Source organism: Streptomyces sp. KLMMK (assembly GCF_036961605.1).
Classification (GTDB): Bacteria; Actinomycetota; Actinomycetes; order Streptomycetales; family Streptomycetaceae; genus Streptomyces; species Streptomyces telluris.
In genome coordinates this window covers 1-25,309 of record NZ_JBAMDC010000045.1, presented here as the reverse complement: position 1 = coordinate 25,309, position 25,309 = coordinate 1, and the positions used below count along the sequence as shown (strand labels likewise).

Genomic DNA, 25,309 nt, shown 5'->3' with positions numbered 1-25,309 from the left:
GCGGCGCGGACGAGCTCGCCCGCGCCGCCGGCCTTCAGGAGGGCCTTGGTCCGGCGCTTCCACGCCACGTCGACCTTGTACCGGTGGACTTCCACGTGATCGGTCATGCGCCGATCTTGTCAAGACCCGCTGACAACGCCCCCGGCACGGCCGTGGTCACCGCGTGCGGCGGGCTTCGGTGCCGGGCCGGGTGAGGGCGGCGCCGTCGAAGGTGCGGGTGGTCGTGGTCCCGGCGCGTACGGAGATGCCGTCGGCGCTGTAGCGGTTCGACGGAGCACCGGGCGCCGTGGGGGACCAGTAGGTGATGTCCCAGGTGCCGCGCTCGGGCGTCACGAAGTAGGTGGCGGTGCCGGGGACTGTCAGACGTCCGCTGAGACCGAGGGTGGGTCCGGCACTCGGCTGCAGGTCGACCGTCGCGGGCCCGGTGGTGCCGGGCCTGGCGCCACCGCGGACCTGCAGGGTGGCCAGGTCCTTCGCGGAGGGGTGCCGGGTGAGCCCGGTCAGGGCGCGGGAGCCGGTGGAGACGTAGCCGAGCGCGTAGTCGGCGGACTTGGTCGTCCAGTACGCGTCGTACCACTGCCTGACCGACCCGGGTCCGGCGTCGGGGCCCAGGTGGGCGACGCGCAGGTTCGGCGTGGAGACCATCCGGTTGACGAGGCGGGTGGCGCCGTCGTGCTTGACCTCCGTGACCATCATGCCGTGCAGGAACGTCGCGGAACGGTCGGGCGGCCGTACGTCGACGGGGGCCGTGGTGCGGGCGTCGACGGTGACGGTGGTGTCGCGGTCGAGATCGAGGCGCGGCTGGACGATCCAGTCCGTGCCGTCCGTGCCGTCCGTGCCGTCCGTGGCGCCCTTGGCATTGCCGGAGGTCAGGTAACTGTCCAGCAGGTAGCGGCCCTTGGGCAGGCGCACGGTGGTCGTGCCGGAAGCGTCGTGGGGGGTGACGGACTTGCCGGAGCCCGCGCCCGAGATGCCGGTGACGGTGGTGTCGTAGGCCCCGGTCGCGCTGCCCCCGCGGTCGAGGTGACGGATCGTGAGACTGTACGTCTTCTGCTCTGCTGCGAAGGCCTGGACGCCCGAGGTGGAGGTTGCGCAGCCGATCAGCGTGACAGCGAGCGCCAGAGTCCGGAGGGCGCTCCGGCGGGGTACGGAAGAAGTGTTCATGATCTGCACTGCTCGACGGAGCATCGGAGTTCCTGTGGCCTGCGTCACCCGGGGGTGGGGCTCGCGTCGCGGGCGGCGTCTCCTGTGGTGCACGTCACCGGAACTGGCGCGCCGGACGTGGCAGAGCAGAACGTGGAATCACTGATGAGGAACCGCTTCCGCCGCGGAGACCGCGACGCCTTGGCGGAGCTGTACGACGAGCACGCCCAAGTGCTGTACCGCTACGCCCTGCGGGTGACGGGCGACTGGGCGGAGGCCGAGGACGTCGTCTCGGCGACCTTCCTGGAGGCGTGGCGCGGCAGGGAGCGCGTCCACCCCGACGGGGACAGCCTGCGCCCGTGGCTGCTGGGAATCGCCACCAACATCATGCGCCGCAACGCCCGCGCACGCCGCCGTCGCGACATCGCACTCGCCCGCGTCCCGGAACGCGGCACGATTCCCGACTTCGCCGACGACCTCGTCACGCACCTCGCGGACACCGAGCAACTGCGCGCCGCACACGCCGCACTCGCCCGCCTGCGGCGCCGCGACCGCGAGGTCTTCACCCTCGTGGTGTGGGCGGGCCTGGACTACGCGGCGGCGGCCGAGGCGCTCGGCGTGCCGGTCGGTACGGTCCGGTCGCGCCTGTCCCGCGCCCGCACCCGGCTGCGCGAACTCGCCGACGCCGAAGCCCGAGCCGCGCGCTCGAAGGACTCGCACACCTCGGGCCGTATCCCCGCACCCCGGCCCTTGACCCAGGAGAACCACGGATGAACACCACCCCGCGGCGCCGTCCGCTCCCCGGGGCCGAGGAGACCGAACCTCTCGGCCCCACCGACCTGCTCTCCCCGCCGCCGGTCCCCGGTTTGGACCCCGACCGTGAACTGCTGCTGAAAGAAGCGCTGCTGCGCCAGGCCGCCGCCGAAGAACCGCGGGGAAGCCTCGCCGCCCGGGCTGCCGTGGCTGCCCGGACCTCGCGCCTGCGCCCGCCCCGGCGCCTGATCGTCCGGGCCATGGTCCCGGCGGTCGCCTGCGCCCTGGCGGTGGGCGGCGTCGTAGCGGTGAACCTCGCGGACACGCCCGGGCGCGGAGCGCCCACGGTGCCGGGTGACGACGCCGCCCGCGCGCCCGAAGCAGCACGAGCGGCGCGAGCGGCACGGCTCCTCGACCGGATCGCCCTCGCTGCCGCATCGGCGAAGCAGCCGGTGGTCCGCGCCGACCAGTTCGTATACGTCGAGAGCAAGGTCGCCTACGCCGCGCAGAGCGCCGCGGGAGGTGCCGTGACCATGGCTCCCGTACACACGCGTCAGGTGTGGTTGTCCGCCGACGGCAGCCGCCCCGGCCTGCTGCGCGAGGAGGGCCGGCCCGACACGCCGCTCGGCACCGACGACGCTCCCGTATACGCCCTCGACGGTCCGGGGGCCACGCCCCGGCCGACAACTCTGCGCAAGCGCCCGTCGATCGGCGACCCGACCCATCAGTACGTCGCGTCGCTGCCCACCGACCCCGACGCCCTGCTGAAGCTGATCCGGGACGAGACCCGCGGGCAAGACCGGAATCCGGGCCCGGACCGGTCGCCGTACACGGGCTCGTCCCCGGACCCGTCCCCAGCCTCGAACCCGTCCCTGTCCCCGTCCCCCGCCTCGGCATCGGACCCGGACCAGCGGGCGTTCGCCGCGATCGGCGACCTGCTCGCCGAGACCTGGGCGCCCCCGGAGGTCAGCGCCGCGCTCTACAAGGCCGCCGCGAAGATCCCCGGAGTCACGGTGGTCGACGCGGCCCGCGATGCCGCAGGGCGTGCGGGCGTCGCCGTCGCCCGCACGGCGCACGGGCAGCAGACGCAGTGGGTCTTCGACCGGAGCACGTACGCGTTCCTCGGTGAACGGACGGTTCTTACCGAAGCCCGCGACGCGGGCCCGGCGGGGACCGTTGTCGGTGCCTCTGCGGTGCTCACCAAGGCCGCCGCCGACCGCGCAGGCGAGATCCCCGCCGAATCCGGCCGAGCGCCGGTGACGAAATGAGGTAGGTCGCGGACCGGCAGGCCGTTTCACGTCATTGGGCCAGATTTCCAGGCATGAAAGCGTTCTTCAGAGAAATTCGGCCACATCACGCCGCCCCTTGCCGTCCGGGTGCCGGGGCTCTTGACAGCGGCCCGGGTTGCGTGGAGGGGCGACGCCGGATACGGAACTCGGTATGTCGGATGTCTCCATTTGCAGGTGGAACGCGCAGCGGGCCGTCGGGTGGTCGCCACACTGTCCGGAAGCAGCAACTTCCCTCTCCCCGTGGCCGGTTCGCTCGGATGCGAGGGCAGTGCTGACGGCATAATCTCGACCGGTCTGAGTCTCCCCCGCGTGGGTCATCGGCATCCGGCAGCACTCGTCAGCACACCCGCAACAGGTGTGCTCTGCCCTGCGCAGCCCTTGATGAGTTCACGCACTCACCTGAAGAACCGGACGGAGAACGCTGTGACCGATGGCATTACGGAGTACTCACTCGGTAGTCCCGCATACGCGCCGCACTCGGTGTGCGTCGGCAACGCCGGCAAACTCTGGGTCACCACAAGCAACACAGGCACCTCCGGCAGCGGGTGCGTCGTCCGCGTCAATCCCCAGCGGCCCGGCGAGTTGAGCTACGCGAACCATTCCCACATGCCCCGGCTCTCCGCAGGGATCATGAAGGATCCGCTCGGCACCAGCAAGGTGTGGTTCGCCGCACCGGCGCCCCCCGCGCAGCAGGACCCGATCGTGGCGATGATGACCTCGGCCGGCTACCCCGTCACGTTCTATCCGCTGGAGGACGACGCCAAGGCGGAGAGCATCGCGCTCGAGACCACGAAGGGGGGCGGCTCGGGCACGCCGACCTACGAGTACAGCTTGCTGTTCGCCGAACCCGTGTACAAGTACGTGGGCGTCCTGCCGATCACCCAGTCCGGCGCCGGCCAGGTCGAGAAGATGAGCGTCGAGCACAACACGTGGCTCTGGGACGTGGCCGTCAGCACCGCCGAGGACGGGAAGACCCACACGTACTGGGTCACCGGCCAGACGAACAGCAACCCGTCCCGCACCCAGAACGGCCTGTACAAGCGCGGCCCCGGGCAGAACACCTGGGAGCGCATCGGCCTGCCCGGCGGGGACGGCCAGAAGCCCTACTACGTGAAGGTCGACACGGAGGCGGTCTGGGTGACCGCCACCAACCCGAACCAGGTGCTCCGGCTGAACCTGAACACCCTCCGGTGGAAGGAGCGGAACCTGGGCGCGGCCGTCCCGCAGCAGCTGACGTTCCATCCGAACGGCGAGGTCTGGGTCGCCTCCAGCCAGGGGATCCACATCTTCGACGGCCAGATGGAGGAGGAAGGCACCACCATCGGGCTCCCCAACGGCGGCAAGGCCAAGGGGATCTGCGTCGGCCAGGACGGGAACATCTGGTACACGAACCCCGACAGGAAGACCCTGGGCAAGTACCCCACCGCCGTCGCAGCGCTGGGGGCACCCTCCCGCCTCGGCCGTACCCAGGTGGTGTCCCACAGCGGGACCGTGCTGCACGCCAAGGAGCACGCCGACGCGCCGCTGGTCGCCGAGTACGTGGCCGACGGCCGGCCGATCCCGGGCATCCCGCTCACGTGCCGCATCGAGGCGGAAGGCGCGACTTTCGACGACAACACCCGCGAGCGGGTGATCCTCACCGACCAGCGCGGCCGAGTCTGCCTGCCGCCCGTGTACGCCGGGGAGGTCGAGGAGGAGGCGCTCCTGAGCGTCGGCCTCGGCAACACCGAGCCGCACATGACCACGACGCTCCACATCAGGCCGGCATAGCGCCTTCCCTGCGGCAGGCGGACCGCCGGCCGGTCCGCCTGCCCGGTCCATTCCTCTCCCCGGAAGGAGCAGCAGAATGCCGTCCGACGTGACACCTGCGACACCCGCGACCTCCGTAGAGCCTGTGAACCCCACGAGCGACACCGGCAAGTTTCCCCTCCCCGGTCCCGCCGCCGAGCTGGCATGGAACGTCGAAGACCACCGTCTCTGGTTCGTGACGGGCGAAGGCGGCATGGGGTACTTCGATCCCCGCAGCCACAGCAACGTGCTCTTCCCCCCGGCCGCGGGCGTCGCGGGCCGGGCGGACGCCATCATCTCCTGGCCGGGCCACGGCGTGTGGTCGTACGTCGCAGGGGCAGGCGAATCAGCCTTCGTCCGCTGCGACCAGGACGGCAACTACCAGGTCCGGTACGTGAGCGGCAGTTCCCGGTGCCGGGCCCTGGCGATCGCTCAGGACGAGAACGGCGGCGCCCTGATGGTCGCCCCGCTCGCCGACCGCAACCTCCTTGCCTTCCTGGAACCCGGGGGAGCCGTCGAGACCTCCCAGGTCTACTCCGCCGGCCTCTACGGGATCGCCGTCGCGGAGCAGGACCCGACGCAGCTGTGGCTCAGCTCTCCCGGCAGCCAGGCCCTGGTCACCTACGACATGGTCACGGGCCGGTTCTCCCCGCCCATCAGCGTGGGTGCCGAGGCGCAGGACCTGGCGATCAGCGCCGCGGGAGACGTCCTGTGGGTGGCCACGGCCGGAAACCGGCTCTACCGGTACGCCGTCCACGACCGCCGGTTCACACAGATCGACATCCCCTCCCCGGCCCACGGGCTCCTCGTGGCGGGCGACGGCACGCTCTGGTTCGCCAGTGCCGCGGGGGACGAGATCGGATACGTCCTGCCGGGGGAGGGCACGGCATCGGTGATCTCCACCGGCGCCCGGTCCCACCCGTCGGGCCTCGCCCTGGCCGGGGACGGCGACCTGTGGGTCGCCCTGTCCGGGGAGAACGCCCTGCAGCGGGTGTCCCGGCACCGGCTGGCCGTGCAGTCCGGCGACCACCAGACGGCCGAGGTGGGACAGCGCTTCCCCGAGCCGCTCGTCGTCAAGGCGACGCTGCTGGACGGAACACCGGTCGCCCGGCAGCGGATCGAGTTCTCGGTGCAGGCCGGCTCGGCCGTCTTCGAGAACGGCAAACCGATCGAGATCCGCTACACCGGCACCGTCGGCGAAGAGCTCGGTGTGGCGACCAGCTCCCTGCTCAAGGCGCTCAAGGAAGGGCCTTGCGTCGTCTCCGCCCGCTGGACCGAGGCCGATGCCGTGGCCTCGTTCTCCCGGCTCGTCGTCACCCCGGAGCGGGGCGTAGCGGACCACGTCCGCTACGTGTCGGGAGCGGGGCAGACGGTTCCCGCGGGCAAGTCCTTCGACGAGCCGATGACGGTCGTCGTGGAGGACAAGAACGGCAACCCCGTCGAGGACGCCGAGGTCACCTTCAGGATCCGTGGTGAGAACGTGGCGTCGTTCCCGGGCGGAAAGGACACCGCCAAGGTGAAGAGCGGGCCCGGCGGTTCGGCCGAGTCGCCCGTTCTGACCGCCGGTGACAAGCCCGGAGTGTTCTCGGTGCGGGTGTGGGTGGCCAAGACCGCGGTGAGCCTCCTGCTCGACCAGACCATCGAGTGACGACGGCAGAAGCAGCGCACCGACCAGCACACCGGACGGAGCAACTGAGGAAAGGCTGAACGACATCCCGGCCCCCGCCCCCCTCCCCGGGCGGGGGCCGGGCCCCCGCGGCCCCGCGGCCGCACGCCCGATGGAGGAACCGCACCGCCATGCCCCAGACCGGATCGCAGGACAACGGATCCTCGCTGCGCACCGAGTTCGACTTCGAACTGCCCCACGGGTACGTGGACGCCGCAGGCACCGTCCACCGCCGCGGCGCCATGCGGCTCGCCACCGCCCGGGACGAGCTCTCGCCTCTGATCGACCAGCGCGTCCGGGAGAATCCCGCCTATCTCGGGGTCGTCCTCCTCAGCCTCGTCATCACCCGCCTGGGGACGGTGCCCGACATCCACGCGGGCGTCGTGGAAGGCCTCTTCGCCACGGACCTCGCCTACCTCCAGGACTTCTACCGGCGCATCAACGGCCTCGACTCCGGCCACGGCGCCGTCGCCTGCCCGTCCTGCGGCACCAGTTTCGCCGTGCCGGGCGGGGCGGCCGGTGAACGCCTGGGGGAAGCATGACGCACCCTGCGCAGCGGCTCCGGGAAGAGGTGGCGTACATCGCCTACCACTTCCACTGGGGGTACGCGGACCTCCTCTCCCTGACGCACGAGGAGCGGCGCGCCTGGGTGCGCGAGATAGCCGGGATCAACACCGCGCTCGCCGAGGGGCGGGGGGCGCGGTGAAGACGGCGGGGCGGTGGCGTCGCCGGGACCGGGCCCGGGGCGGGGATCGGGCCCGGGATCGCTGCGTACGCGAGGAGTCCGTCCTGGGTCCGGCCCCGGCCCCGGTCGTTGCGTCCTCCGCCGTCCCCGAGCGGCCTCGCGGGGAGTGGCGGGCGGTGGCCCCGGCGGGGCTGGTGCGGCTTCCTGCCCTGGGGGCCGGTGGGCCCGCCGCCTTCCGGGAGCAACTTGTGGCGTGGCGCCCGGCCCCGACCGTCACGACGGCCGGACGCCTGCTGCCGCGCGCGGTGCCGCTGTCCGGGGCCGCGGCACGGGGGCCGCTCGTGACCTTGCCGCGGATGGGCGGGGGCGGGGGCGGGGACAGGGGGTTTGCTGCTCCGGCTCTGCCGAACGCAGCGGTGGGCAGCATGCCGTTGCCCCCTGGGGGCGGCCTGGGCGACGAGTCTGCGGCCGGAGGTAACGGCTCTCCTGAAGCTGCCCCGGAGAACTTCGCCGAAGTCCCGCCCGGGGCCGGGTGGCGCGGCGCACTGAGGTCGGCGGTGAACGCCTTGGGGGGCCGGATGCGCCGGCCCGATGCGCCGGGGGAGGGCGTCGGAGACGGCCGGGTGGCGGTCACCGCGGGCCCGGCTGACGACGGGGCCGGGGCGCGGGCCACCCACGCTGCGTTCGCGGTTCGGGACGGGGACGCCGGTTCGGGACGGAAGGCGGCCGGGAGCGGCCGCCGCGGTCCCGATGCGGGGTCCGTCGCGGGACGTACAGCAGGGGGTTCTGAGGCCCATCGGGGACTCCAAGAGGGAGCCGGCACGGTATCGGCGGAGCCAATACCCAGCATCAGACAGCATGACGGAGTGGCCTGCGGAGGCGTGCCCGGACGGATCGGGAGGCCGGTTCCTGCACCCGGTGCTTCTGCGGCGGCGGCCCGCTCCGTTCAGGATGCTCTCCGCGCCACCCCGGGTCCGCTTCCCCTGCCCAGAACCGGAGTTTCCTCCGCCACGGCGGCGGAAGCGGGGGCGGGCTCCGATGCGGGGAGGCCGGGAACGGATTCTGTTCCACGCGGGGACAGGACCGGGCAGCGGCCGGATGCGGCATTCGGCTCGCGGACGGGCCCCGTTGCAGGCGACGAGGAAGCGGCCGGTCTGAGTCCCGGCGTCGGGCCGGGTTCCGGGCACATGCCCGGTGTCGGTGTCGGTTTCGGACGTGGCGACGGGGCCGAGGGATCTTCCGGTGCGGCCTTCGGCGCGCCGACGGGGCCCGTTGCAGGGAGCGGTCTGAGGCCGGGAGACAGGGGAGGGGCCGGCTTCCATCTCGGCGCAGGGGCCGGCTTCGGGGTCGGTCGTGGCAATGGGCCCGAGAAATCCTCCGGGGCAACATCCGGCTTACCAGTGGGGCCTGTTGCCGGGGCCGGTTCCCGGCCGAGGCCCGGGGTACGGCGGAACTCCGGCCACGGGGAGCGGACGGAGGCGTCGTCCGGCGCAGTGCCCGACTCCCCGGCGCGCGGCGCCGCAGACACCCTTCGTGGACCCGGACCCGGACCCGCACCCGGGGAACGGGCGAACTCCGGCCGCGGTGCCGGGCCGGGCTCCGGCCCTGCTTTCCCTGTCGCCGCGGACGGTTTCGGGGCCTCGTCAGGGGCCTCCTCCGGGGCGCCGCCCGGCGCGTCGGCGGGGTGGGTCGCAGGGCCCGGCACCGGTGGGCTCCGTGTATGGCCTGCAGACGCAGCCAGGCGCAGCGCACCGCCGGAGGCGGAGCCGGACCCGGCCGCTGGGGTTGCGGCCGGTTTCGGTGGCCCTGGCGGGCCGGCGTCGCGCTCAGGGCGGGACTCGGGAGCCGGGGCCGGTCCGCTCTCGTGGAACCGTCCCGGTGCAGGGACGACCGCTCCTGCTTCGGGTCCCACCGGTGCCAGGCCGGGGGCGGGCCCCGGGAAGCCCATTCCCTTCGGGTCCGCCCCCGCCCCGTTTCCCGCCACCGACCCCGCCTTCCCGGCTGTTTCCGGGGCGCAGCACGCCGCACCCGGCCCGCACCATGGTCCGGGCGGCACCCGCCCGGCGTCCGCTGCCCGTAGCGATGGAGAGGGGCCCGGATTCGGCGGCGGGTACGCCTGGGCACCCCTCGGTGACACTCCCGGTGTCGCCGAGGGCCCCGGCCGGCCTGCCGGTGATGGCCACCCGAGCGGCCCCGCCGCCCGGCGCCTGGGGATCGGCCGGCCCCTACGGGAGGTACCCCGTACCGCCATGCCCCTCGCTTCCCCTCCGCCGGACGCCGCCCCCGGCGCGCCGTCCGCGGGCAGCGGAGGAAGCGGACACCCCGCCCCACCCTTCACGACCGCGCCCCCGCCCGGGCCTCCGGTCAGCAAGCCCGCCCCGGCCACCGCCCCGGCCGCCCGCGAAATCGCCCGTGAAGTCGCCCGCGCTCACGCGGACCTCCTGGCCGAGGCCGTGCTCCCCGCCCTGGAGGCCTCGCCCCGCGCCCGGCGGGCACAGCGGTCGCGTTCGTCGGCGTACGACCAGCCCGCTCCCGCCTCCCCGGCCCCCTCCTCCGCTCCCTTCCTCTGGGGATCCGCCGATCCCCGTTAGCGCCCCCCGCAACCCGTCACAACCCGCCACAATCCGCCGGAACCCGTCACGACCCGTCACGACCCGCACCCACCCGCCGCCCCTGTCCCCGACCCGACGGAGACCCCGCACATGCTGGACCAGCCGTTCGCCGTCAGTTCCCACTTCCAGCTCTCCATCGGCCTCCACGCGCTGGGCTCGTTCACCTCCTGTGACGGCCTGGGCTGTGCGATGGAGGTCGAGGAGCGCGTCGAGGGCGGGCTGAACGGGCACGTCTGGCAGCTGCCGACCCGCCTGCGCTACACGAACGTCGTGCTGACCCGTCCGCTCTCCCAGCAGACGGTCCTCATCTGGGCCTGGCTGCAGCAGCAGGTCCGTGAGCCGGTGCGGCTGCCGGGGCAGCTCGTGGCGCTCGGCCCGGACCGGCAGCCGATCGTGCGGTGGCTGCTGGACGGCGTACTGCCGGTGCGCTGGAGCGGGCCGACGTTCGACACGGACCAGTCGCAGCCGGCCCGGGAAACCTTGGAGATCACGCACAACGGCTTCCTGGGGATAACGGTCTGACCCGTTCCCGTACCCGCCGGCCCGGCCCCCGCCCCGCCCGCACACACCCTCCGAGAGGACCGCATGCTGTCCGAGCTGCTGGGAGGCGCCCCCGTCCGGGCCGCCCTCGTGATCTACGATCCCCCGACGGGCACCGGCAACACGCCCGGCCCGGAACGCGGGCGCGTCCGGCTGCACTTCAATCCGGACCGCGTCCAGGTGGGCAAGCAGGCCCGCTGGGACCGCAGCAGGTCGCCGTCCAACGGGGAGGCCGCCCAGGCGCAGTTCGTGGGCGCGCAGCCGCGGACGATGACGCTGGAAGTGTTCCTCGACGCGGGGGACTTCCGCTCCAGCGTGCAGGACCAGGTAGAGAAGCTGCTCGACTGCTGCGCCCCCACTGCCGCGAGCACCACGGCCAAGCCGGCCTCCGCGCCGTGGGTGCGGCTGGAGTGGGGCCGTTCGCGGACGACGGCGTTCCTGGCGCTGGTGACGCAGGTCGACGCGACGTACACGCGCTTCGGGCACGACGGCGTGCCGCTGCGGGCCTCCTGCAACATCTCCATGGAGGAGGTGGGTGGTTCGTCGCCCCGGCAGAACCCGACCTCCGGCGCGGACGGACCGGTGGCCACGCACCGGATGGTCGCGGGCGACACCCTTGCCGGGCTGGCCTGGCAGACCTACGGCGACGCCACCCGCTGGCGGGCCATCGCCCGCGCCAACGCCGTCGACGATCCCTCCCGGGTGCCGCCGGGCACCGTACTGGTACTGCCGGTCCTGGAGGAGCGGGCCGCGGAGGAGCACACCTCAGGAGGTCCCGCGTGACGCAGCGGACGTACGCTGCGGAGCCGGTGATCGCCTTCGGTTCCGTGCTGCAGGAGCTGTGGGCCGACCGGCTCGCGGAGGCCGTGGTCGACACCGCCGTGGGCGCACCGGCCCGGGCCCGCCTGCGGTTCCGGGATCCGGGCAACCGGCTCCTGGCGGCGGTCGGCATCAAGGTCGGTTCGCCGCTGACGGTGTCCGTGGCCGCCGCCCGCCGCCGCGCCCGCGCCGAGATCTTCGACGGGGAGGTCACCGCGCTGGAGACCGAGGTGGACAGCGACGGCACCTTCACGACCGTACGGGCCACGGATCGCGGCCACCGGCTGATGCGCGGGCGGCGCGTGGCCGCCTACGTCGACACGACCGTCGCCGAGGTCGCGCAGGCGGCCGCGGGCCGGCACGGACTGAAGACCGGCAGCATCGAGGCGGAACGCACCCGGATCGAGCACCTCGCCCAGCCCAACCTGACCGACTGGGAGCTCCTCACCCACCTCGCCGACCAGCGCGGACTGCGCCTGTCCGTCGAGGGCAGCACCGTCCACATGACCCGCCCCGCGGCCGCGAGTGGCGCCCCCGCACCCACCACGGGAGCGGACCGCAGCCCGTACGTCCTCCAGTACGGGGTGAACCTGATGGCGCTGCGGGCCGCCGTGTCCTCCGAGGGGCAGGTGGCCGACGTGGAGGTCCGCGGCTGGGACCCCGGGACCAAGGCGGCACTGTCCGCCACCGCGAGCGCGGGCCGCAGCGAGCGGCTGAGCCTGGGCGTCACCCCCGCACAGCTCGGCGGCGCGTTCGGAGGTGCGTCGGCCGGGCTGCTCGTCAGCGGCCGCCCTTACACCGCCGCGCAGCAGGTGGACGTCGCAGCCCGCGGGGTGGCGGAGGAGGCAGCAGCCGCCATGGCGCGGCTCTCCGCCGAGGCTGCGGGCACCCCGGAGCTGCGGGCCGGCGTGCCCGTCGCGCTGGCCGGGGTGGGCGAGCCGTTCACCGGCAAGTACACGGTCACCGCCTGCCGGCACACTTTCGACGGCGAACAGGGCTACCGCACCCACGTCCACGTCGGCCCGCTGCCCCCTCCCGTCGTGCCGTACCCGCCGCCCCTGTGCGGGCTCGGCGTCGCGGTGGGCGTGGTGACCGACACCAAGGAACCCGGTCAGGGCCAGCGCGGCGCCGTACGGCTGCGCCTGCCATGGCTCTCGCAGGATTACGTGACCGACTGGGTCCGCACCGTCCAGTGGGGCGGGACCGACGGCGGAGGCGTCTTCGCGCCGGAGGCCGGGGACGAGGTCCTCGTCGGCTTCGAACACGGGCGCCTGGACCGGCCGTACGCCATCGGCGGCCTCTACAACGGCGTCGACGCCCCCACCGACCACGGCCTGCCGCTCGTCGACGCCGGCACCGGGCGCGCCAACCGCCGCTCGCTGGCCTCCCGCACCGGGGACCGCCTCGAACTCCTCAGCGCCACCGACGGGCCCCAGGGCGTCCGGCTCCTGACCGGCGACGGCAAGCTCACCACCCACCTCGACCGGAAGGACACCACGATCGCCTTCGCGGCGGGGGAGGGCGAGAAGACCGTACGGGTCTCGCTCGACGGGCGCGGCGACGGCACCCTCACCATCGACGCGGGCGAGGCGGGCAGCGTGATCGTCACGGCCGGCACGGTCACCGTCAAGGCGGAGGGCAGCGGCGGGGGAGAGCTGCGGCTGGAAGGCGCCACCGTCACCGTCGAGAGCAAGGGCGTACTCACGCTCAACGGCAAGAGCACGACGATCACGGGCGACACCGTGGACATCAACTGACGCTCCGGCAGCTGCCGCTCCGGCAACTCACGCTCCGCCAGCTGATAAAGCCGGCAGCTGACGAACCGGCCGCTGACGAACCGGAAACCGGCGTCCGGGCGATCACCGGTGAACCTTCCAGGAGAGGACGGACCGTGGACATCATCGGCGCGGGGTGGGCCTTCCCCGCCGTCATCACCGGCACGGGCCGGGTCGGCCTCGCGCGCGGCAGCGACGACGTGGAGCAGGCCGTCCGCATCATCCTGTCCACCGCGCCCGGCGAGCGGCCCATGCGCCCGGAATTCGGCTGCGGCATCCACCGGCTCGTCTTCGACCCGCTCGACGCCACCACCGTCGCCCGCGCCGACGTGGAGGTGCGCCGGGCCCTGGACCGGTGGGAGCCGCGCATCGAGGTCGACGACCTCCTCTTCAGCACGGACTCCGAGGACACCGGCGTGCTCTACATCGACATCCGCTACCGGCTGCGGGCCACCAACGAACCCCGCAACCTCGTCTTCCCCTTCTACACCCTGCCCGGCGAAACCCCGGATGAGTGACCCATGTCCATTTCCCTGCCCACCCCCGGACCGGGGAGCGCTTCCGCTTCCGCTTCCGTTTCCGCGCACGAGCAGGATCCTGCGGATCCGTCCGGCGTTCCCGTCCCCGACCTCGACGACCTGCGCTTCCAGCCCCTCGTCGACGCCGCCAAGCGCGCCCTCCCGGAGCGCGTACCGGAGTGGACCGACCACAACGTGTCCGACCCGGGCGTCACCCTGATCGAAGCCTGTGCCGAGCGGGCCGACCAGCTCTCGTACCGCATCGACCGGATGACGGACCGGCAGCGGTCCGCCCTGCTCCGGCTCATGGGGATCACGCCGCTGCCCGCCTCCCCCGCCCGCGTCGTCGTCGAGTTCCTGCGCGGCGGCGCCCTCCCCTCCTGCGTGATTTCCGAGGGCACGGAGGTCCGGACCGGCGACGGCGAGGAAGCCGTCGTCCTGTGCACCACCGCGCGGCTGACCCTCGCGGAGGGACAGCCCTCGGGGTGCGTGGAGGCCGTCGAACAACCCCTCACGTACAACGAGGTGCTGGGTGTCGCCGACGGTGCTCCGGGCGGCCGGTTCGCGACGTCGCAGCGCCCCTGGCGGCCCGGGGCGCCCGTCGCGGACCCGCCGTTCGGGCCGCCGGTCACCGTCTGTGTGGAGGGCGTGGCATGGCCGTCCGTACGAACATTCGCCGAGGTCGGACCGGTCACCTCGGCCTTCTGGTGGGACGACGCCGCGTGCGAAGTCGTCTTCGGGCCGCTGGTTCCGGCGGAGAGCGGCAGCGCGCAGCACGGGGCCGTGCCACCGCCCGGCGCCGTGGTCAGCGCCGAGTACACCGCCTACCGGGGCGGCAAGGGCGGCGTCCCCGCCGGTACGCCCCTCACCGTCGCGGCACCGGCCGGACTGACCGCCGCCGTCCGCACGGTGCTCGCGCCCGCGCAGGACGCGGAGGACTGGCGCCAGGCGCTGGAGCGGGCCGGGCTCGGCCTGGCCCCCTTGCGGCGCGCGGTCACCGCGGCCGACCACGAGCAACTGATCGAGGAGCACGTCGACGGCCTGGCCCGGGTGCGGGTGACGGCGCTGACCCGCCCCACCGACTCCCGCGTGCCGGAGGCGTTCGACGTACCGCAACGCCCGGCCGAGGTCCTCGCCTGCGCCGTCGCCGCCCGGAACCCGAGCCGGGCGGTGCACTACTACGACAACGGCACCATCACGGCCCGCCCGCTGCCCCTCCGGATGCCGGACACGGACGAAAGCGGCGGCACGGGCGCGCCCACCCGAGGCGGCGAGACCGATGACGTGCCCGACGAGGTCCAGCAGGCCAAGTGCCTGAACGCCGTCATCCGCACCGGCGAACCGCAGCCGAAGCTCCCGTTCGAACAGCCGCCGAGACTCTGGTTCTACGGGCGGCACTGCCTGTGGGACGGAGGGGACGGGCCGCGCGAGATCCGGGACGAGTTCCCCGGCCTGCCGGAAGCCTTCTGCGCCGACCTCGACGAGGTGGCCGTACTGGCCGCCCCCCGGACACCCGATGCCTACGAACTGTTCTTCTTCAAGGGCGAGACCTTCTATCACCGCGCCTACACCGTCGTCTCCGGCGACCGGGGGTTCCTGCCCCTGCCGGACAGCAGGGGCGTGACCTCGCGCATTTCGGAAGCGTTCCCCGGGCTCTCCCCGCAGTGCCAGGACACCCCGGACGCTGTGGCCGTCGTCAACGGCGTCTTCTACTTCATGAAGGGGACGCGGACCGAACCCGCCCTCTGGCGCTCTGAGGATGCCCTCCTGCACGTCCTCCTCGTGCCCCGCACGGACGCCGACCCCGAACAGAAGCCGGCCGCCGGGGCGTTCGACATCCCGGCGGACGCCCTCGCACAGGTGAACTCCGTTGCCGACGCCTCACGGCTGCTCGGCGAGCGCCTCGGCGTGGGCCCTCCCCGCTACCACTCGTTCGGCGTCACCGCCACCGTCCGGCCGTGGAGCAGCACGGAGGAGGACGAGGCACGGGCCCGGCAGGCCGCCGAACGGGCCCTGCGCCGCTTCTTCCACCCCACGGCCGGAGGGCCGGACGGGCGGGGCTGGCCGTGGGGCCGCCGCGTCCACGCGGGCGACGTCTACACCGCGCTGGAACCGCTCCCCGAGCTCCGCGGCACACTCGCCGTCGGCCTGACCCTGCCCCCGCCCCACGAGGGCGTGGACGGTGGCGGTGGCGGTGGCAGTGGCAGTGGCGGTGAGGGAGGCGGTGGTGGCGTCGGTGTCGGCCGGGCCGTCACGTCCGTCGAGGTCTCCGACGGCGGCCTCGTACTGCTCGACGGCGTGGACATCACCATCGCTCGCCCCGAGGACTGACCGCCTGAGGATGACCGCCTGAGGATGACCGCCTGAGGACTGAACCGCCTGAGGACTGACCACCCGAGACTGTCCACCCGAGACTGACCGCCCGCAGGGCCCGGCGCCGCTCGCCGGGATCCCGGAGAGGACCGCACCGCCATGGATCCGCATCCCGCACCCCGCGCAGCGCGCCCCCTCGCCCTGCCGTCCGTCTACTCCGGCGACACGGTCGCGGAGGCGTTCGCCGCCGCGATCGGCGAGTCCCTGGCTCCGACGGAGGAGCGGATCGAGAGCCTCGACGCCGTCCTCGACCCCTGGCGCGCGCCTCCCGCCTTCCTGGACTGGCTGATCCGCATCACCGGAGCCCGGGTCGAGCCCGGGTGGACCGAGACCCAGCGGCGCAAGGCCGTCGACCTGGCGCCCCGGCTGACGGCCTACCGCGGCACCCCGTACGGGCTGCTGCTGGAAGCGAAGGAGCTCCACGGCTGGGACCGCCTCGACATCCACGACCCCGGCGGCGTCTTCACCGACGGCGACAGTCCCCCTCGGGCGGGTCGCACGCTCACCGTCACCCTGACCGCGGGCCGCGGCGAGGACCGCCAGGCCCTCGAACACCGGCTCACCCGCCTGGTGCGCGCACACTGCCCCGCGCACCTGCCGTTCAAGGTCGTGGTCATCAGCGACCAAGCGGGTCGCAGCGGCCAGGGCGACCGCCGGGAGGCGCAGCCTGCCGAGGGCTCCGGACCTGCCGGGCCCGCCCCCTCCACTCCTGACGAGAGGTCACAGCAGGGATGAGTCTGCCGACACCCGAGTACGACGGGCGCACCCGCGACCAGGTCGTCGCCGCCGCCGTCGACGCCGTGCACCGCAGAGCCGGGGTGTGGAGCGGGCAGGACCGCACCGACCCCGGCCGGGGCCTGATCGAGACGTGCACCGACATGGTCGTGGCCCTGCGCGACCGTATCAACCTGGCCCCCGACCAGCGTCGCCTGAAGGCGCTGAGCCTGCTGGGCGTCCGGCCGTACCAGCCGTCGCCCGCGCAGACCGAGGTCGTCTTCCGGCTCGCGGCACCGCCGCCCGAACCGGTCGTCGTCCCCGCCGGGCTGGAGGTGGCCACGCGACCGGTGGGGGAGGAGGAACCGGTCGTCTTCAGCACCCTGACCGAGGCCGTGCTCAACCCTTGCGTCCTCGTCGCCGCCGGCAGCTTCCGGGAGTGGCACACCGGCAGCGGGACCCTGGAGGGCACGCTGACCGGACTGGGCGTCGACGCGGACAAGCCCGTCGAGCCCGTCGCCCCCGCGTACGCAGGACCGCCGCTCCACCTCAACCTCCCCTATCTGGAGGACTTCCCGGATTCCGGGGAGGCCACGGACGGCCTGGGTCCCGGCCTTCTCGGCGTCGGCCCTGCGCCCGTCGGCCCGCCTGCCGCGACCGGCCCCTACGCGCTGCTGGTCCTGTCCGTTCCCGTCCCCAACACCCGGGTGACGTTCGACGCCCGGCTGGGCGAGGCCCCCGTCACCACGGCCGGAGACGGCAGCCGCCCGGCGCGGGGCCGGTGGGAAGCCTGGCAGGGGACGCACTGGACCCCCTGCCGCGTCGTGACCGAGAGCGTGACCGGCCCCGGGCTTCCGGGACAGATCACTCTCGACCTCCCGTCCGCCCACGCGCCCGCCCAGCTCCTCCTCCACCGACGGCCGGGGCCCGGCCGGGACCCGGGTCCGGGCGAAGAGCAGGATGCGCCGCGCCGGCTGCGCGACGTAGGCCTGATCCGCTACCGCACGGATGCGGGACAAGCCCTCCTGACCGAGGCCGCGCTCAGCCCGGTGCTGAGCGTGCCCGTCCCGGTCGTCCAGGCCCGGCTCATCCAGGACGAGACGCTGGGCACGGCCTCCGGCATCCCCGGCGAGCGGCTGCGCTTCGCCCATCCGCCGATGTCGCGGTCCACCGATCCCCTCGTCGTCGAGGCCACCGTCGGCGGGCGCACCGAACGGTGGACGCACGTCGCCTCGCTCGCCGGATCGGGGCCCGGCGACCGGCACTTCACCCTGGACCCGCGCACCGGCGAGGCCGTGTTCGCGCCGCTGGTGGCCGGGGCCCGCGGTCCGCGGCAGCACGGGGCGGCGCTGCCCGCGGGCGCGGTCGTCCGGGCGCGGCGCTATCTGTCCGGCGGCGGCGCCCGGGGCAACGTGCCCGCCCGGACGATCACGGTGTTGCGGACGCCGCTGCCCTACATCTCCTCCGTGACGAACCCCGCGCCCGCCGTCGGCGGCACGGAGCGCGAGAGCGCCGCCGCCTGCGCGACCCGCCTGCCGCTCGGCTCGTCCGTGCCCGAACGGGCCGTCGTCCCGCGCGACTACGAGCAGCTGGCCCTCGCCGCCTCCGCGGGCATGGCCCGCATCCACCACATCCGGGACCTGACCGACGACGCGCTCGACCCGGCGCGCAACTACGTCCCGTGGGAGCCCGCCACGACCGAGGTCCGGTTCACCCTCGCGCCCGGCGTGCGCGAGGCGCCCGGTTGGGCGGAGGTCACGACGGAGGGCGGGAAGACGGTCTTCACCACCACCGGGGCGGCCGGCCGCGAACTGCCGGAACCCATGGGCACGGCGCCCCTCCGTCTCCGCCCGCACGTCACCGCCGCCGAAGAGATGTTCCTCGCCGGGAGCTACGCGGCGGAGTCCGGCTTCTCGGGCCCCTTCAAGGAACACGGCAAGCTGGTCCTCGCCCTAGTGCGCATCGTGAAGTCGCACGACCTGCGCAACCTCACCCTGTGGGTCGCGGCGTCCGGGAGCGGCGGGCGGCAGCCGGGCGACCGCATCGCGGTGTCGGTGTTCGCCCCCCGGAGGGGAAAGCCGTGGTGGGACACCGCCTTCCCGTGCGCGTATGCCGCCGCACCTGCCGAGGAGATCACGGTTGCCGGTGGCGAAAAGGGCGGCAAGGGTGGGCAGGAGACGAGCCTCGCCGCTCACCCCGTCCCCCTGGCCGCCTCCGCGCGGTGGCTGGCCGCGGTCGACCGGGGAGAGCTCGCCACGACGCCGCAGGAGGCCGTCCAGGATCCGGGACCGGATCTTCCGGTGGACGGGGCCGCCTGCTGGCTGGCCGTCCAGATCCTCGACCCCAAGGGCACGGACGACACCACGTACACCGTCCACGCCGACTCCGGCACCACGAAGGGTGTCCCCGCGCTGCAGTACGCGGTGCAGCCTGCGGGCCACAAGGAAGCCGTGTCGACGGGCGCGCCCGGGCAGGTCCTCCCGGTGCTCGAAGCACCGGTGTACGGCGACCTGCCGGCGATCCACGTCGGTACGGGCGACTGGACGACCGTCGTCTCCTTCACCGACTCGCAGCCCGACGACGGACACGTCGTGGTCAACGCCAGCACGGGCCAGGTCCACTTCGGCCCCTGGATCGGCAACCGCCAGTACGGCAAGGTTCCCCCGAAGGATACGAGGATCACGACGGGCGGCCCGTACAAGGTCACCCTCGGCGCCGCCGCCAACGGCATCCCCCCGGGCGACGTCAACTGTGTGAAGGAGCCCGCGGACGGGGTGCTGGGGGTGGTGAACACCACCCCCACGGGCGGCGGGAAGAACGGCTACACGGACACCAGCGGTGGCAACACCCGAGCCGGCGTACGGCTCATGGTCATCCCCTTCGTCACGACCGACGAACGCGGCTGGTTCCCGTTCCACATGCTCACCCCCGGTCGCGACGCCTGCGACACCTTGCGGCGCTCCCTGCGGGCCCGCCAGCCGGAAGGGGTCCCCGTGTGGCTGGAGCAGCCCGGCTACCGGGGCATCCGCATCGACGCCCGCATCGTGCCCGCCGACTACCGGACCGCCTCCGAGCGCGCCGCCCTCGGGGCAGCCGCCGAACGCGCCCTGTACCGGTACTTCAGCCCGGTCGGCGGCGGCCCGGACGGCACCGGCTGGCCGCTGGGCCGCCCGGTGTACGCAGGAGAGGCCTTCCGGATCCTGGAGCAGGTGCCCGGGGTCGCCCGCGTGGCCACTGCGGCCCTGACGCCGGTCGATCCGCGCAGCGGCGTGGCCGGGCCGCCCGTGGACCTGGTCGCCTGCGGGCCGGCCGAGACCGTGTACTCCGTCGAACACCGGATCACCGTTGCGGAGGTGCCGTCATGAGCGGGACGAGCGGGACGGATCAAAGGGGCACGGGCCGGGGAGCCGCCGTCACCGCAGAGACCCGGCTGCTGGCCGTGGACTGGGCAGCGGACCGGCTGGCTGTCGTGGGCCTCGGCACACCGGGAAGTCCGGAGCCGCCGCATACCGTCGAGGTCGGGAGCAACCCCCGTGCGGTGGGCACCGGGACGGACGGCACCCGGGCCTACGTCGCCGACCACGGCTCGGGGACCCTGTCGGTGGTGGACCTGACCGGCCCCGAGCCCGTGGTGCTGCGGAGCGTCCCCACCGGCCCGGGCCCGGTCTCCGTGGTCGCCGGACTCGCCCGCGACCGCGTGTGCGTCGCGGATGACTCGGGCGGGGTCGTGGTCTTCGAGGCGGACGGCGAGCGCGTGGCCGGACTCGCGGTGGGCCAGGGGCCGTGCACCCTGGCAGCGGCCCCCTCGGGGGAGCGGGTCTGTGCTGTCGACGTAACGGGAGGTACGGCTTCGGTGATCGGCGTGGCCGGGCCGGCCGCACCGTCCGTGACCGGCTCCGTGCCGGTGAACGGAGCCACCGGGGCGGTCGTGGTGTCCCCGGGCGGAGCGTTCGCGTACGCCGCGAGCAGGAAGGACGTCACAGCCGGTGCGGTCACGATCGTCGACCTCGTCCAAGGCGCCGAGGTGCTGGAAGGATCCCCTGTGGCCGTCGGCGCCGAGCCGCGCGCGATCGCGGTGAGCCCGGCGGGCGACCGCATCTGCGTGGCCGCCTACGGCTCGGCGTCGGTCGCGGTCGCCGAACTCGACCGGCAGAGCGGGCGGATGGGCTCCGTCGCCACGGTCGCGACCGGCGCGCACCCGGCCGCCGTGGCCTTCACGCCGGACGGCCGTCTGATCCACGCCGTCAGCCAGACCACGGGGAAGGTCACCGCGATCCGTGTGGACGCACTGGGGCAGGGGGAGGGGCACGGGCACGGGCAGGACTCGGAGACCGCGGAGCTTGAGGTCGCCACAGTGCCTTCGGGTGTGGTGTTCGGGTCCGGTGGCCACTACGCGTACGTCACCGACCAGGCGACGGGCCACCTCGTCACCGTACGTGCGGCCCCGTACAAGGAAGGGGAGATCGGCACGGGGGCCGGCTCGAAGCCGGTCGGCGTCGCGGTCTCCCCGGACGGCCGGTGGGCCTACGCGGCCGACACAGCGCCCACGTCCGACAAACTCGCCGTGCTGGACCTCGAACGCCTGGAGTCCGGCACGCCGGTCGGCCTCGGAACCGGGCACAAGCCCTGGGACGCCGCCGTGGCACCGGACCGCACGTTCGCCTGCGCGACCAGCCCGGATTCGGACCACCTCCTCCTTCTGACACCCGCCTCGGGAGAGACCCTGGACGGCGGCGAAGGCGCCCGGGTGACTCCGATCGCCCTGGCGCCGGGATCCCGGCCGCACGGCGTGGCCGTCACCCCGGACAGCCGGTACGCGGTGACCGCCGACCACGGCACGGCGACGGTGTCGCTCGTCGACCCGCGCGGGGGCACGTACACGATCGGCGCGGAGACCGTCGACTGGATCCACCCCGACGGCATCGCGCTGTCCGGGGACGGCCGGACGATGTACGTCGCGGACTTCGCCGAGACCGAGCCCAACCAGCTCGGCGGGCAGATCGCCGTTCTCGGCAGGGACTCCTCGGGCCGGTGGGAACGCAGGACGGTCATCGACGCGCAGACGGGGAAGCTGTCCGGCCCCCATGAGATGGCCCTGTCGCCGGACGAACGGCTGCTGTACGTCGCCAACTACCAGAACGCGACCGTGTCGGTCCTCGGGCGTGACGGCGACAACGAAGCGTGGACCTTCCGCCGGACCATCACCAAGAACCCCGCCCTGCTGCGGCCCTACGGTCTGGCCCTCTCACCGGACGGAGCCACCCTCTACGTCTCCAACGCCGCCGGCACCACGGGCACCGTCGAGATGTTCGACGTCGCCGACGGCCAGGGGGACAGGCACACAGGGACGATCATCGTGAAGCAGCACCAGACCGACGTCCACCTCGGGCTCGCACTGTCCCCGGACGGCCGGATCCTCTACGCGGCCGACAAAGAGCCCCGCCCGAGAGCGGAGACGGCGACCGGCACGGTGTACGGGGTATCCCTGCAAGAGGATATGAAGGTCGACGTCGTGGCGAACGCCGCATCGGGCGTCGGTATCGACACACCCAGCGGGCTCGTCTGCCGTGACGACCACACCCTGTGCGTCGTCAACCAGGGCGACAAGACGGTGCCTTCGCGGCCCGCGTGCCTGGCCGTGCTCACACTCGACGCGACCGGAACGGCCGTGCGCGAGCACAAGACCGAAGCCCTCGACAAGGACGTCCTCCCGTACTCGCCCGCCGTCTCGGACGACGGCGCCCTGTACATCGCCAATTTCGACGGGCCGACGGTCACGGTCTTCGGTTCCATGGTCACGCCCGTTCCGGTCGGGGAGGCAGCCGACTCGCAGCCGTGGGACGTGGCCGTCACCCAGGACGGCGCTTACGCGTACGTCACCGACCGCCGCGCCGGTGCCGTACGGTGCGTCCGCATAGCTGACCACGACGTGAGCACGCTCCCCGTGGGCGAGGACCCCATGGGCGTGGCGAGCGGGCCGGGCGGCGTCCGCGCCTACGTTGCCAACCGCGGCGGCAACAGCATCTCCGTCCTTGACAGAACCCCTGAACGGACCGGTACGTCCGTGCCTGTTCCCGCGTCCGCGGACACGGCCGGGGGCGTCCGGGCCCTGGCGCTCCACCCCCGAGCCCCGTTCGCCTATGTCGCCCGGGACAACAGCCTCGACGTCGTGGCCCTCGACGGAGGAAGGGCGGCTGGGCCTGCCTTGAGTACTGGCGCGTCCCTCTGCGCCGTAGCGGTGCACCCCGGGGGAACGTACGCCTACGCGGTGGACGCCGCCGGCCCCGTGCCCGAGGTACGCGTCGTCGACCTGTCCGCGGCCGACCGGCCCGTCCGCGCCGCGGCGGAGCCGGTGGGGTTGACCGGCGGCGCACGGCCCACCGCCATCGCCCTCCACCCCTGGCAGCCGTGGGGATACGTCGGTGGCCTGGTGGATGGTGCCGCGGGTGGCGTCCTGTGGGTGCTCGACACGTCGCATCCCGACCGCCCTTCTCTGGCCGGCATGGTGCAGCAGCCTCTCCCCGCCGTCGAAGGCATCGCCGTCCACCCGGGTGCCACCGGCCACGCCTACATCGTGGTCCGCTCCGGCGACGAGAGCCGGCTCCACGTCCTGCAGGGCGCCGCAACCCCCGCCGAACAGCTCCTTCTGCCCGGCCCCGGCCTCCTCCTTCCGTCCGGCGCCCGGTGCATCACCGTGCACCCGCGAGGTGGTTATGCGTTCGTCGGGGGAGACAGCGGCGGCATCCACCTCCTGGACCTGGGCGATCCCGCCCGGCCCCGGCTCGCGGGCAGTACCCCCGGCCTGGAGGCCGGCCCGGGCGCCGTCTTCCGCCCGGGCGGCAACAGCGCCCTGTGCCTGACCGCCGGCGGTCTCGCCGACATCACGCTCGGCCCGCCCAGGGTCACCCACACCTGGCAGGGCGCGCACATCACCGCGCCGCAGTTCGTGGCGGTTTCGGCCGACGGCAAGAGGCTCTTCGTGACCTCGGAGAACAGCGGGACGCTCTCGATCCTCGAGACCGGGACCGGGGCACAGCGCTTCACCGTGCCGGCCGGTACCGGGCTTGCCGCCCTCGCACCGCATCCGACGGAGCCGCGGCTGTACGTGGCCGACGAGTCCGGCGCCGCCGTCGCGGTCGTCGACACCACGGAGCTGGCACAGGCGGGCAGCACAGAACTGGGAATCGACCCACGCCAGACGCTCCTGGGGCAGGCCGCGGACTGATACGGACTGCCCGTACGCCCCATCCATCCGGCGCGGAAAGCTGCAGACAGAGGCAGGCTCATGATCGAACTGGTCGACCAGGCACTGGCGTTACGCGTACGGAAGGACCTGACCTATTTGCCGCCTGATTTCCCCATCACCTTCCAGCCTCCCGGCCGTGACGGCGGGCACGGGGAGGTCACCGGCGCGGAGACCGTCGGCATCTACCTGTACGACATCCGCGAGGACCTGGACCGCAAGCAGACCGGCACCGTCTACCAGTACGGCCCGGCGCAGGGCGGCGAACCCGGGGGACAGCAGAAGAAACTGGCGCAGCACGACCCGCCCCGTTACGCCCGGCTGTCCTACCTCATCAGCGCGTGGGCGCCGGACGCCCTCATCGCCCACCGTATGCTCGGCGAACTCCTCGTCGGTTTCGCCAGGAGCCGCGAGTTCGAGGTGCCGCTCCCGCCGGAGCTGGAGCAGATGCACCTGCAGGCCCTCCTCGACGTCGGCCACCCGCCGGCCGAGGACCGGGCCCTGACCGAGCTGTGGAGCGCGGTGGGCCACACGCTCGTACCCGCCCTGAACGTCACCGTGACCGTGCCCTTGCTGTCGTACCTCCCGGACGGCTATGACCGCTGGGTGACCAAGCCCTTGGCGATGGGCGACGAGAACGTGGAGATCACCGGAGGAGGCGGCGGCCGATGACCGCACCGTCACCGACACGCCCCGACGAAGCCACCGGGACAGCGGCTCCCACCGCCGCCGACTGGCTCCTCGCCCGCCTGGCCCTGATCGAGGCCAGAGTGCGGCGCGCCATCGCCGTCCGTACCGGTGACGAGGTGGCGGCCGGGCCGGGCGGGCTCCCGGGGCCCGCCGAGGCCCCCTTCGACCCGTTCCAGGGGCTCTACATCTCCGATGACGCGGCCCCGCACCTCCTGGACGCCCCCACCGGCCCCCTGCCCCCCGACCCCGCCGAGGCCCGCCTCGCCGCCGCCCTCCGCGCACACGAGGAGGCGGCCGCCGCCACCGGTGCCGCACCGCCCCTCACGCGCCTCGCCCAGGAGTTCGGCCTGGGCCCGCTGGACGTGGACGTCCTGCTGATCGCGCTCGCCCCCGACACCGACGCACGCTTCGAGCGCTGCTACGGGTACCTCAACGACGACATCACCTGCCGTCACGCCACCACCGGCCTCGCCCTCGCCCTGTGCGGCGTCCCCAGCGCTTCCGCGACCGCCCGGCGCGTCTTCTCACCCGACGGCCCCCTGCGGGCCGGAGGCCTGCTGGAGGACGGCGGCACCGAACGCCCCTTCCTGACCCGTCCGTTGCGCGTCCCGGACCGGGTCACGGCGCACCTGCTGGGCCATGACGCCCTGCCGGCCGCCCTGCGGACCGCCGTGCACCTGCCTCGCCCCGCGCCGCAGGTC

17 protein-coding genes and 1 pseudogene are annotated in these 25,309 nt (G+C 73.6%); 17 read left to right on the top strand and 1 reads right to left on the bottom strand.

What is annotated here, in order from left to right; translation table 11 throughout:
• Positions 1 to 156: 156 nt before the first annotated feature.
• Entirely contained in the window at positions 157 to 1,164 is a 1,008-nt protein-coding gene (locus V7793_RS11220) for a hypothetical protein (protein ID WP_336005133.1), read from the bottom strand.
• A gap of 144 nt (positions 1,165 to 1,308) precedes the next feature.
• Here V7793_RS11220 and V7793_RS11215 point away from each other — a divergent pair, with 144 nt between their 5' ends.
• The 17 genes and pseudogenes from V7793_RS11215 to V7793_RS11135 form a co-directional block, all read left to right on the top strand.
• Positions 1,309 to 1,917 carry an RNA polymerase sigma factor gene (locus V7793_RS11215; RefSeq protein WP_336005130.1) on the top strand — a complete coding sequence of 203 codons (609 nt, stop codon included), beginning with the start codon at positions 1,309 to 1,311 and terminating at the stop codon, positions 1,915 to 1,917.
• Entirely contained in the window at positions 1,914 to 3,164 is a 1,251-nt protein-coding gene (locus V7793_RS11210) for a CU044_5270 family protein (RefSeq protein ID WP_336005128.1), read from the top strand. The genes V7793_RS11215 and V7793_RS11210 overlap by 4 nt, the downstream gene beginning before the upstream one ends.
• Before the next feature lie 627 nt (positions 3,165 to 3,791).
• Complete coding sequence (locus V7793_RS11205; protein ID WP_336005125.1) at positions 3,792 to 4,955, top strand: hypothetical protein; 1,164 nt, start codon at positions 3,792 to 3,794, stop codon at positions 4,953 to 4,955.
• A 76-nt stretch (positions 4,956 to 5,031) separates the two neighbouring features.
• A complete protein-coding gene (locus V7793_RS11200) occupies positions 5,032 to 6,621 on the top strand; it encodes a hypothetical protein (RefSeq protein ID WP_336005123.1) in 1,590 nt (529 codons plus the stop codon).
• 149 nt (positions 6,622 to 6,770) lie between these two features.
• Entirely contained in the window at positions 6,771 to 7,181 is a 411-nt protein-coding gene (locus V7793_RS11195) for a hypothetical protein (protein WP_336005121.1), read from the top strand.
• Positions 7,178 to 7,345 (top strand): DUF6760 family protein, encoded by a 168-nt coding sequence (locus V7793_RS11190; protein ID WP_179079429.1) that lies wholly within the window; start codon positions 7,178 to 7,180, stop codon positions 7,343 to 7,345. Before V7793_RS11195 ends, V7793_RS11190 begins: the two co-directional genes overlap by 4 nt.
• 2,228 nt (positions 7,346 to 9,573) lie before the next feature.
• Entirely contained in the window at positions 9,574 to 9,915 is a 342-nt protein-coding gene (locus tag V7793_RS11185; protein ID WP_336005119.1) for a hypothetical protein, read from the top strand.
• A gap of 111 nt (positions 9,916 to 10,026) precedes the next feature.
• On the top strand, positions 10,027 to 10,458 hold the full coding sequence (locus tag V7793_RS11180) for a phage tail protein (RefSeq protein WP_336005116.1): 432 nt from the start codon (positions 10,027 to 10,029) through the stop codon (positions 10,456 to 10,458).
• 63 nt (positions 10,459 to 10,521) lie between these two features.
• Positions 10,522 to 11,259, top strand: a complete 738-nt coding sequence (locus V7793_RS11175; RefSeq protein WP_336005113.1) for a CIS tube protein — start codon at positions 10,522 to 10,524, stop codon at positions 11,257 to 11,259.
• Positions 11,256 to 13,052: a VgrG-related protein gene (locus tag V7793_RS11170; protein WP_336005111.1), complete on the top strand. Its 1,797-nt coding sequence runs from the start codon at positions 11,256 to 11,258 to the stop codon at positions 13,050 to 13,052. Before V7793_RS11175 ends, V7793_RS11170 begins: the two co-directional genes overlap by 4 nt.
• A gap of 134 nt (positions 13,053 to 13,186) precedes the next feature.
• On the top strand, positions 13,187 to 13,588 hold the full coding sequence (locus V7793_RS11165; protein WP_336005108.1) for a GPW/gp25 family protein: 402 nt from the start codon (positions 13,187 to 13,189) through the stop codon (positions 13,586 to 13,588).
• 3 nt (positions 13,589 to 13,591) lie between these two features.
• Positions 13,592 to 15,919 (top strand): hypothetical protein, encoded by a 2,328-nt coding sequence (locus V7793_RS11160; RefSeq protein ID WP_336005106.1) that lies wholly within the window; start codon positions 13,592 to 13,594, stop codon positions 15,917 to 15,919.
• A gap of 141 nt (positions 15,920 to 16,060) precedes the next feature.
• Positions 16,061 to 16,696 carry a phage tail protein gene (locus tag V7793_RS11155; RefSeq protein WP_336005105.1) on the top strand — a complete coding sequence of 212 codons (636 nt, stop codon included), beginning with the start codon at positions 16,061 to 16,063 and terminating at the stop codon, positions 16,694 to 16,696.
• Positions 16,693 to 20,040, top strand: a complete 3,348-nt coding sequence (locus V7793_RS11150; RefSeq protein WP_336005102.1) for a baseplate J/gp47 family protein — start codon at positions 16,693 to 16,695, stop codon at positions 20,038 to 20,040. Before V7793_RS11155 ends, V7793_RS11150 begins: the two co-directional genes overlap by 4 nt.
• The gene (locus V7793_RS11145; protein ID WP_336005099.1) at positions 20,037 to 23,900 is read left to right on the top strand and encodes a beta-propeller fold lactonase family protein; all 3,864 of its coding nucleotides are present in this window, start codon (positions 20,037 to 20,039) and stop codon (positions 23,898 to 23,900) included. Before V7793_RS11150 ends, V7793_RS11145 begins: the two co-directional genes overlap by 4 nt.
• A gap of 60 nt (positions 23,901 to 23,960) precedes the next feature.
• On the top strand, positions 23,961 to 24,590 hold the full coding sequence (locus V7793_RS11140) for a DUF4255 domain-containing protein (RefSeq protein WP_336005096.1): 630 nt from the start codon (positions 23,961 to 23,963) through the stop codon (positions 24,588 to 24,590).
• A pseudogene (locus tag V7793_RS11135) lies at positions 24,587 to 25,309 on the top strand (ATP-binding protein); the annotation flags it as partial. The gene V7793_RS11140 and the pseudogene V7793_RS11135, both read left to right, overlap by 4 nt.

What these genes read in the sequence shown, in the direction of transcription:
- V7793_RS11155 (WP_336005105.1), top strand. Translation starts at nt 16,061, where the DNA reads ATGGATCCGCATCCCGCACCCCGCGCAGCGCGCCCCCTCGCCCTGCCG.
- V7793_RS11175 (WP_336005113.1), top strand. Translation starts at nt 10,522, where the DNA reads ATGCTGTCCGAGCTGCTGGGAGGCGCCCCCGTCCGGGCCGCCCTCGTG.
- V7793_RS11200 (WP_336005123.1), top strand. Translation starts at nt 5,032, where the DNA reads ATGCCGTCCGACGTGACACCTGCGACACCCGCGACCTCCGTAGAGCCT.
- V7793_RS11190 (WP_179079429.1), top strand. Translation starts at nt 7,178, where the DNA reads ATGACGCACCCTGCGCAGCGGCTCCGGGAAGAGGTGGCGTACATCGCC.
- V7793_RS11140 (WP_336005096.1), top strand. Translation starts at nt 23,961, where the DNA reads ATGATCGAACTGGTCGACCAGGCACTGGCGTTACGCGTACGGAAGGAC.
- V7793_RS11150 (WP_336005102.1), top strand. Translation starts at nt 16,693, where the DNA reads ATGAGTCTGCCGACACCCGAGTACGACGGGCGCACCCGCGACCAGGTC.
- V7793_RS11145 (WP_336005099.1), top strand. Translation starts at nt 20,037, where the DNA reads ATGAGCGGGACGAGCGGGACGGATCAAAGGGGCACGGGCCGGGGAGCC.
- V7793_RS11160 (WP_336005106.1), top strand. Translation starts at nt 13,592, where the DNA reads ATGTCCATTTCCCTGCCCACCCCCGGACCGGGGAGCGCTTCCGCTTCC.
- V7793_RS11185 (WP_336005119.1), top strand. Translation starts at nt 9,574, where the DNA reads ATGCCCCTCGCTTCCCCTCCGCCGGACGCCGCCCCCGGCGCGCCGTCC.
- V7793_RS11220 (WP_336005133.1), bottom strand. Translation starts at nt 1,164, where the DNA reads ATGAACACTTCTTCCGTACCCCGCCGGAGCGCCCTCCGGACTCTGGCG.
- V7793_RS11180 (WP_336005116.1), top strand. Translation starts at nt 10,027, where the DNA reads ATGCTGGACCAGCCGTTCGCCGTCAGTTCCCACTTCCAGCTCTCCATC.
- V7793_RS11205 (WP_336005125.1), top strand. Translation starts at nt 3,792, where the DNA reads ATGCCCCGGCTCTCCGCAGGGATCATGAAGGATCCGCTCGGCACCAGC.
- V7793_RS11195 (WP_336005121.1), top strand. Translation starts at nt 6,771, where the DNA reads ATGCCCCAGACCGGATCGCAGGACAACGGATCCTCGCTGCGCACCGAG.
- V7793_RS11215 (WP_336005130.1), top strand. Translation starts at nt 1,309, where the DNA reads ATGAGGAACCGCTTCCGCCGCGGAGACCGCGACGCCTTGGCGGAGCTG.
- V7793_RS11210 (WP_336005128.1), top strand. Translation starts at nt 1,914, where the DNA reads ATGAACACCACCCCGCGGCGCCGTCCGCTCCCCGGGGCCGAGGAGACC.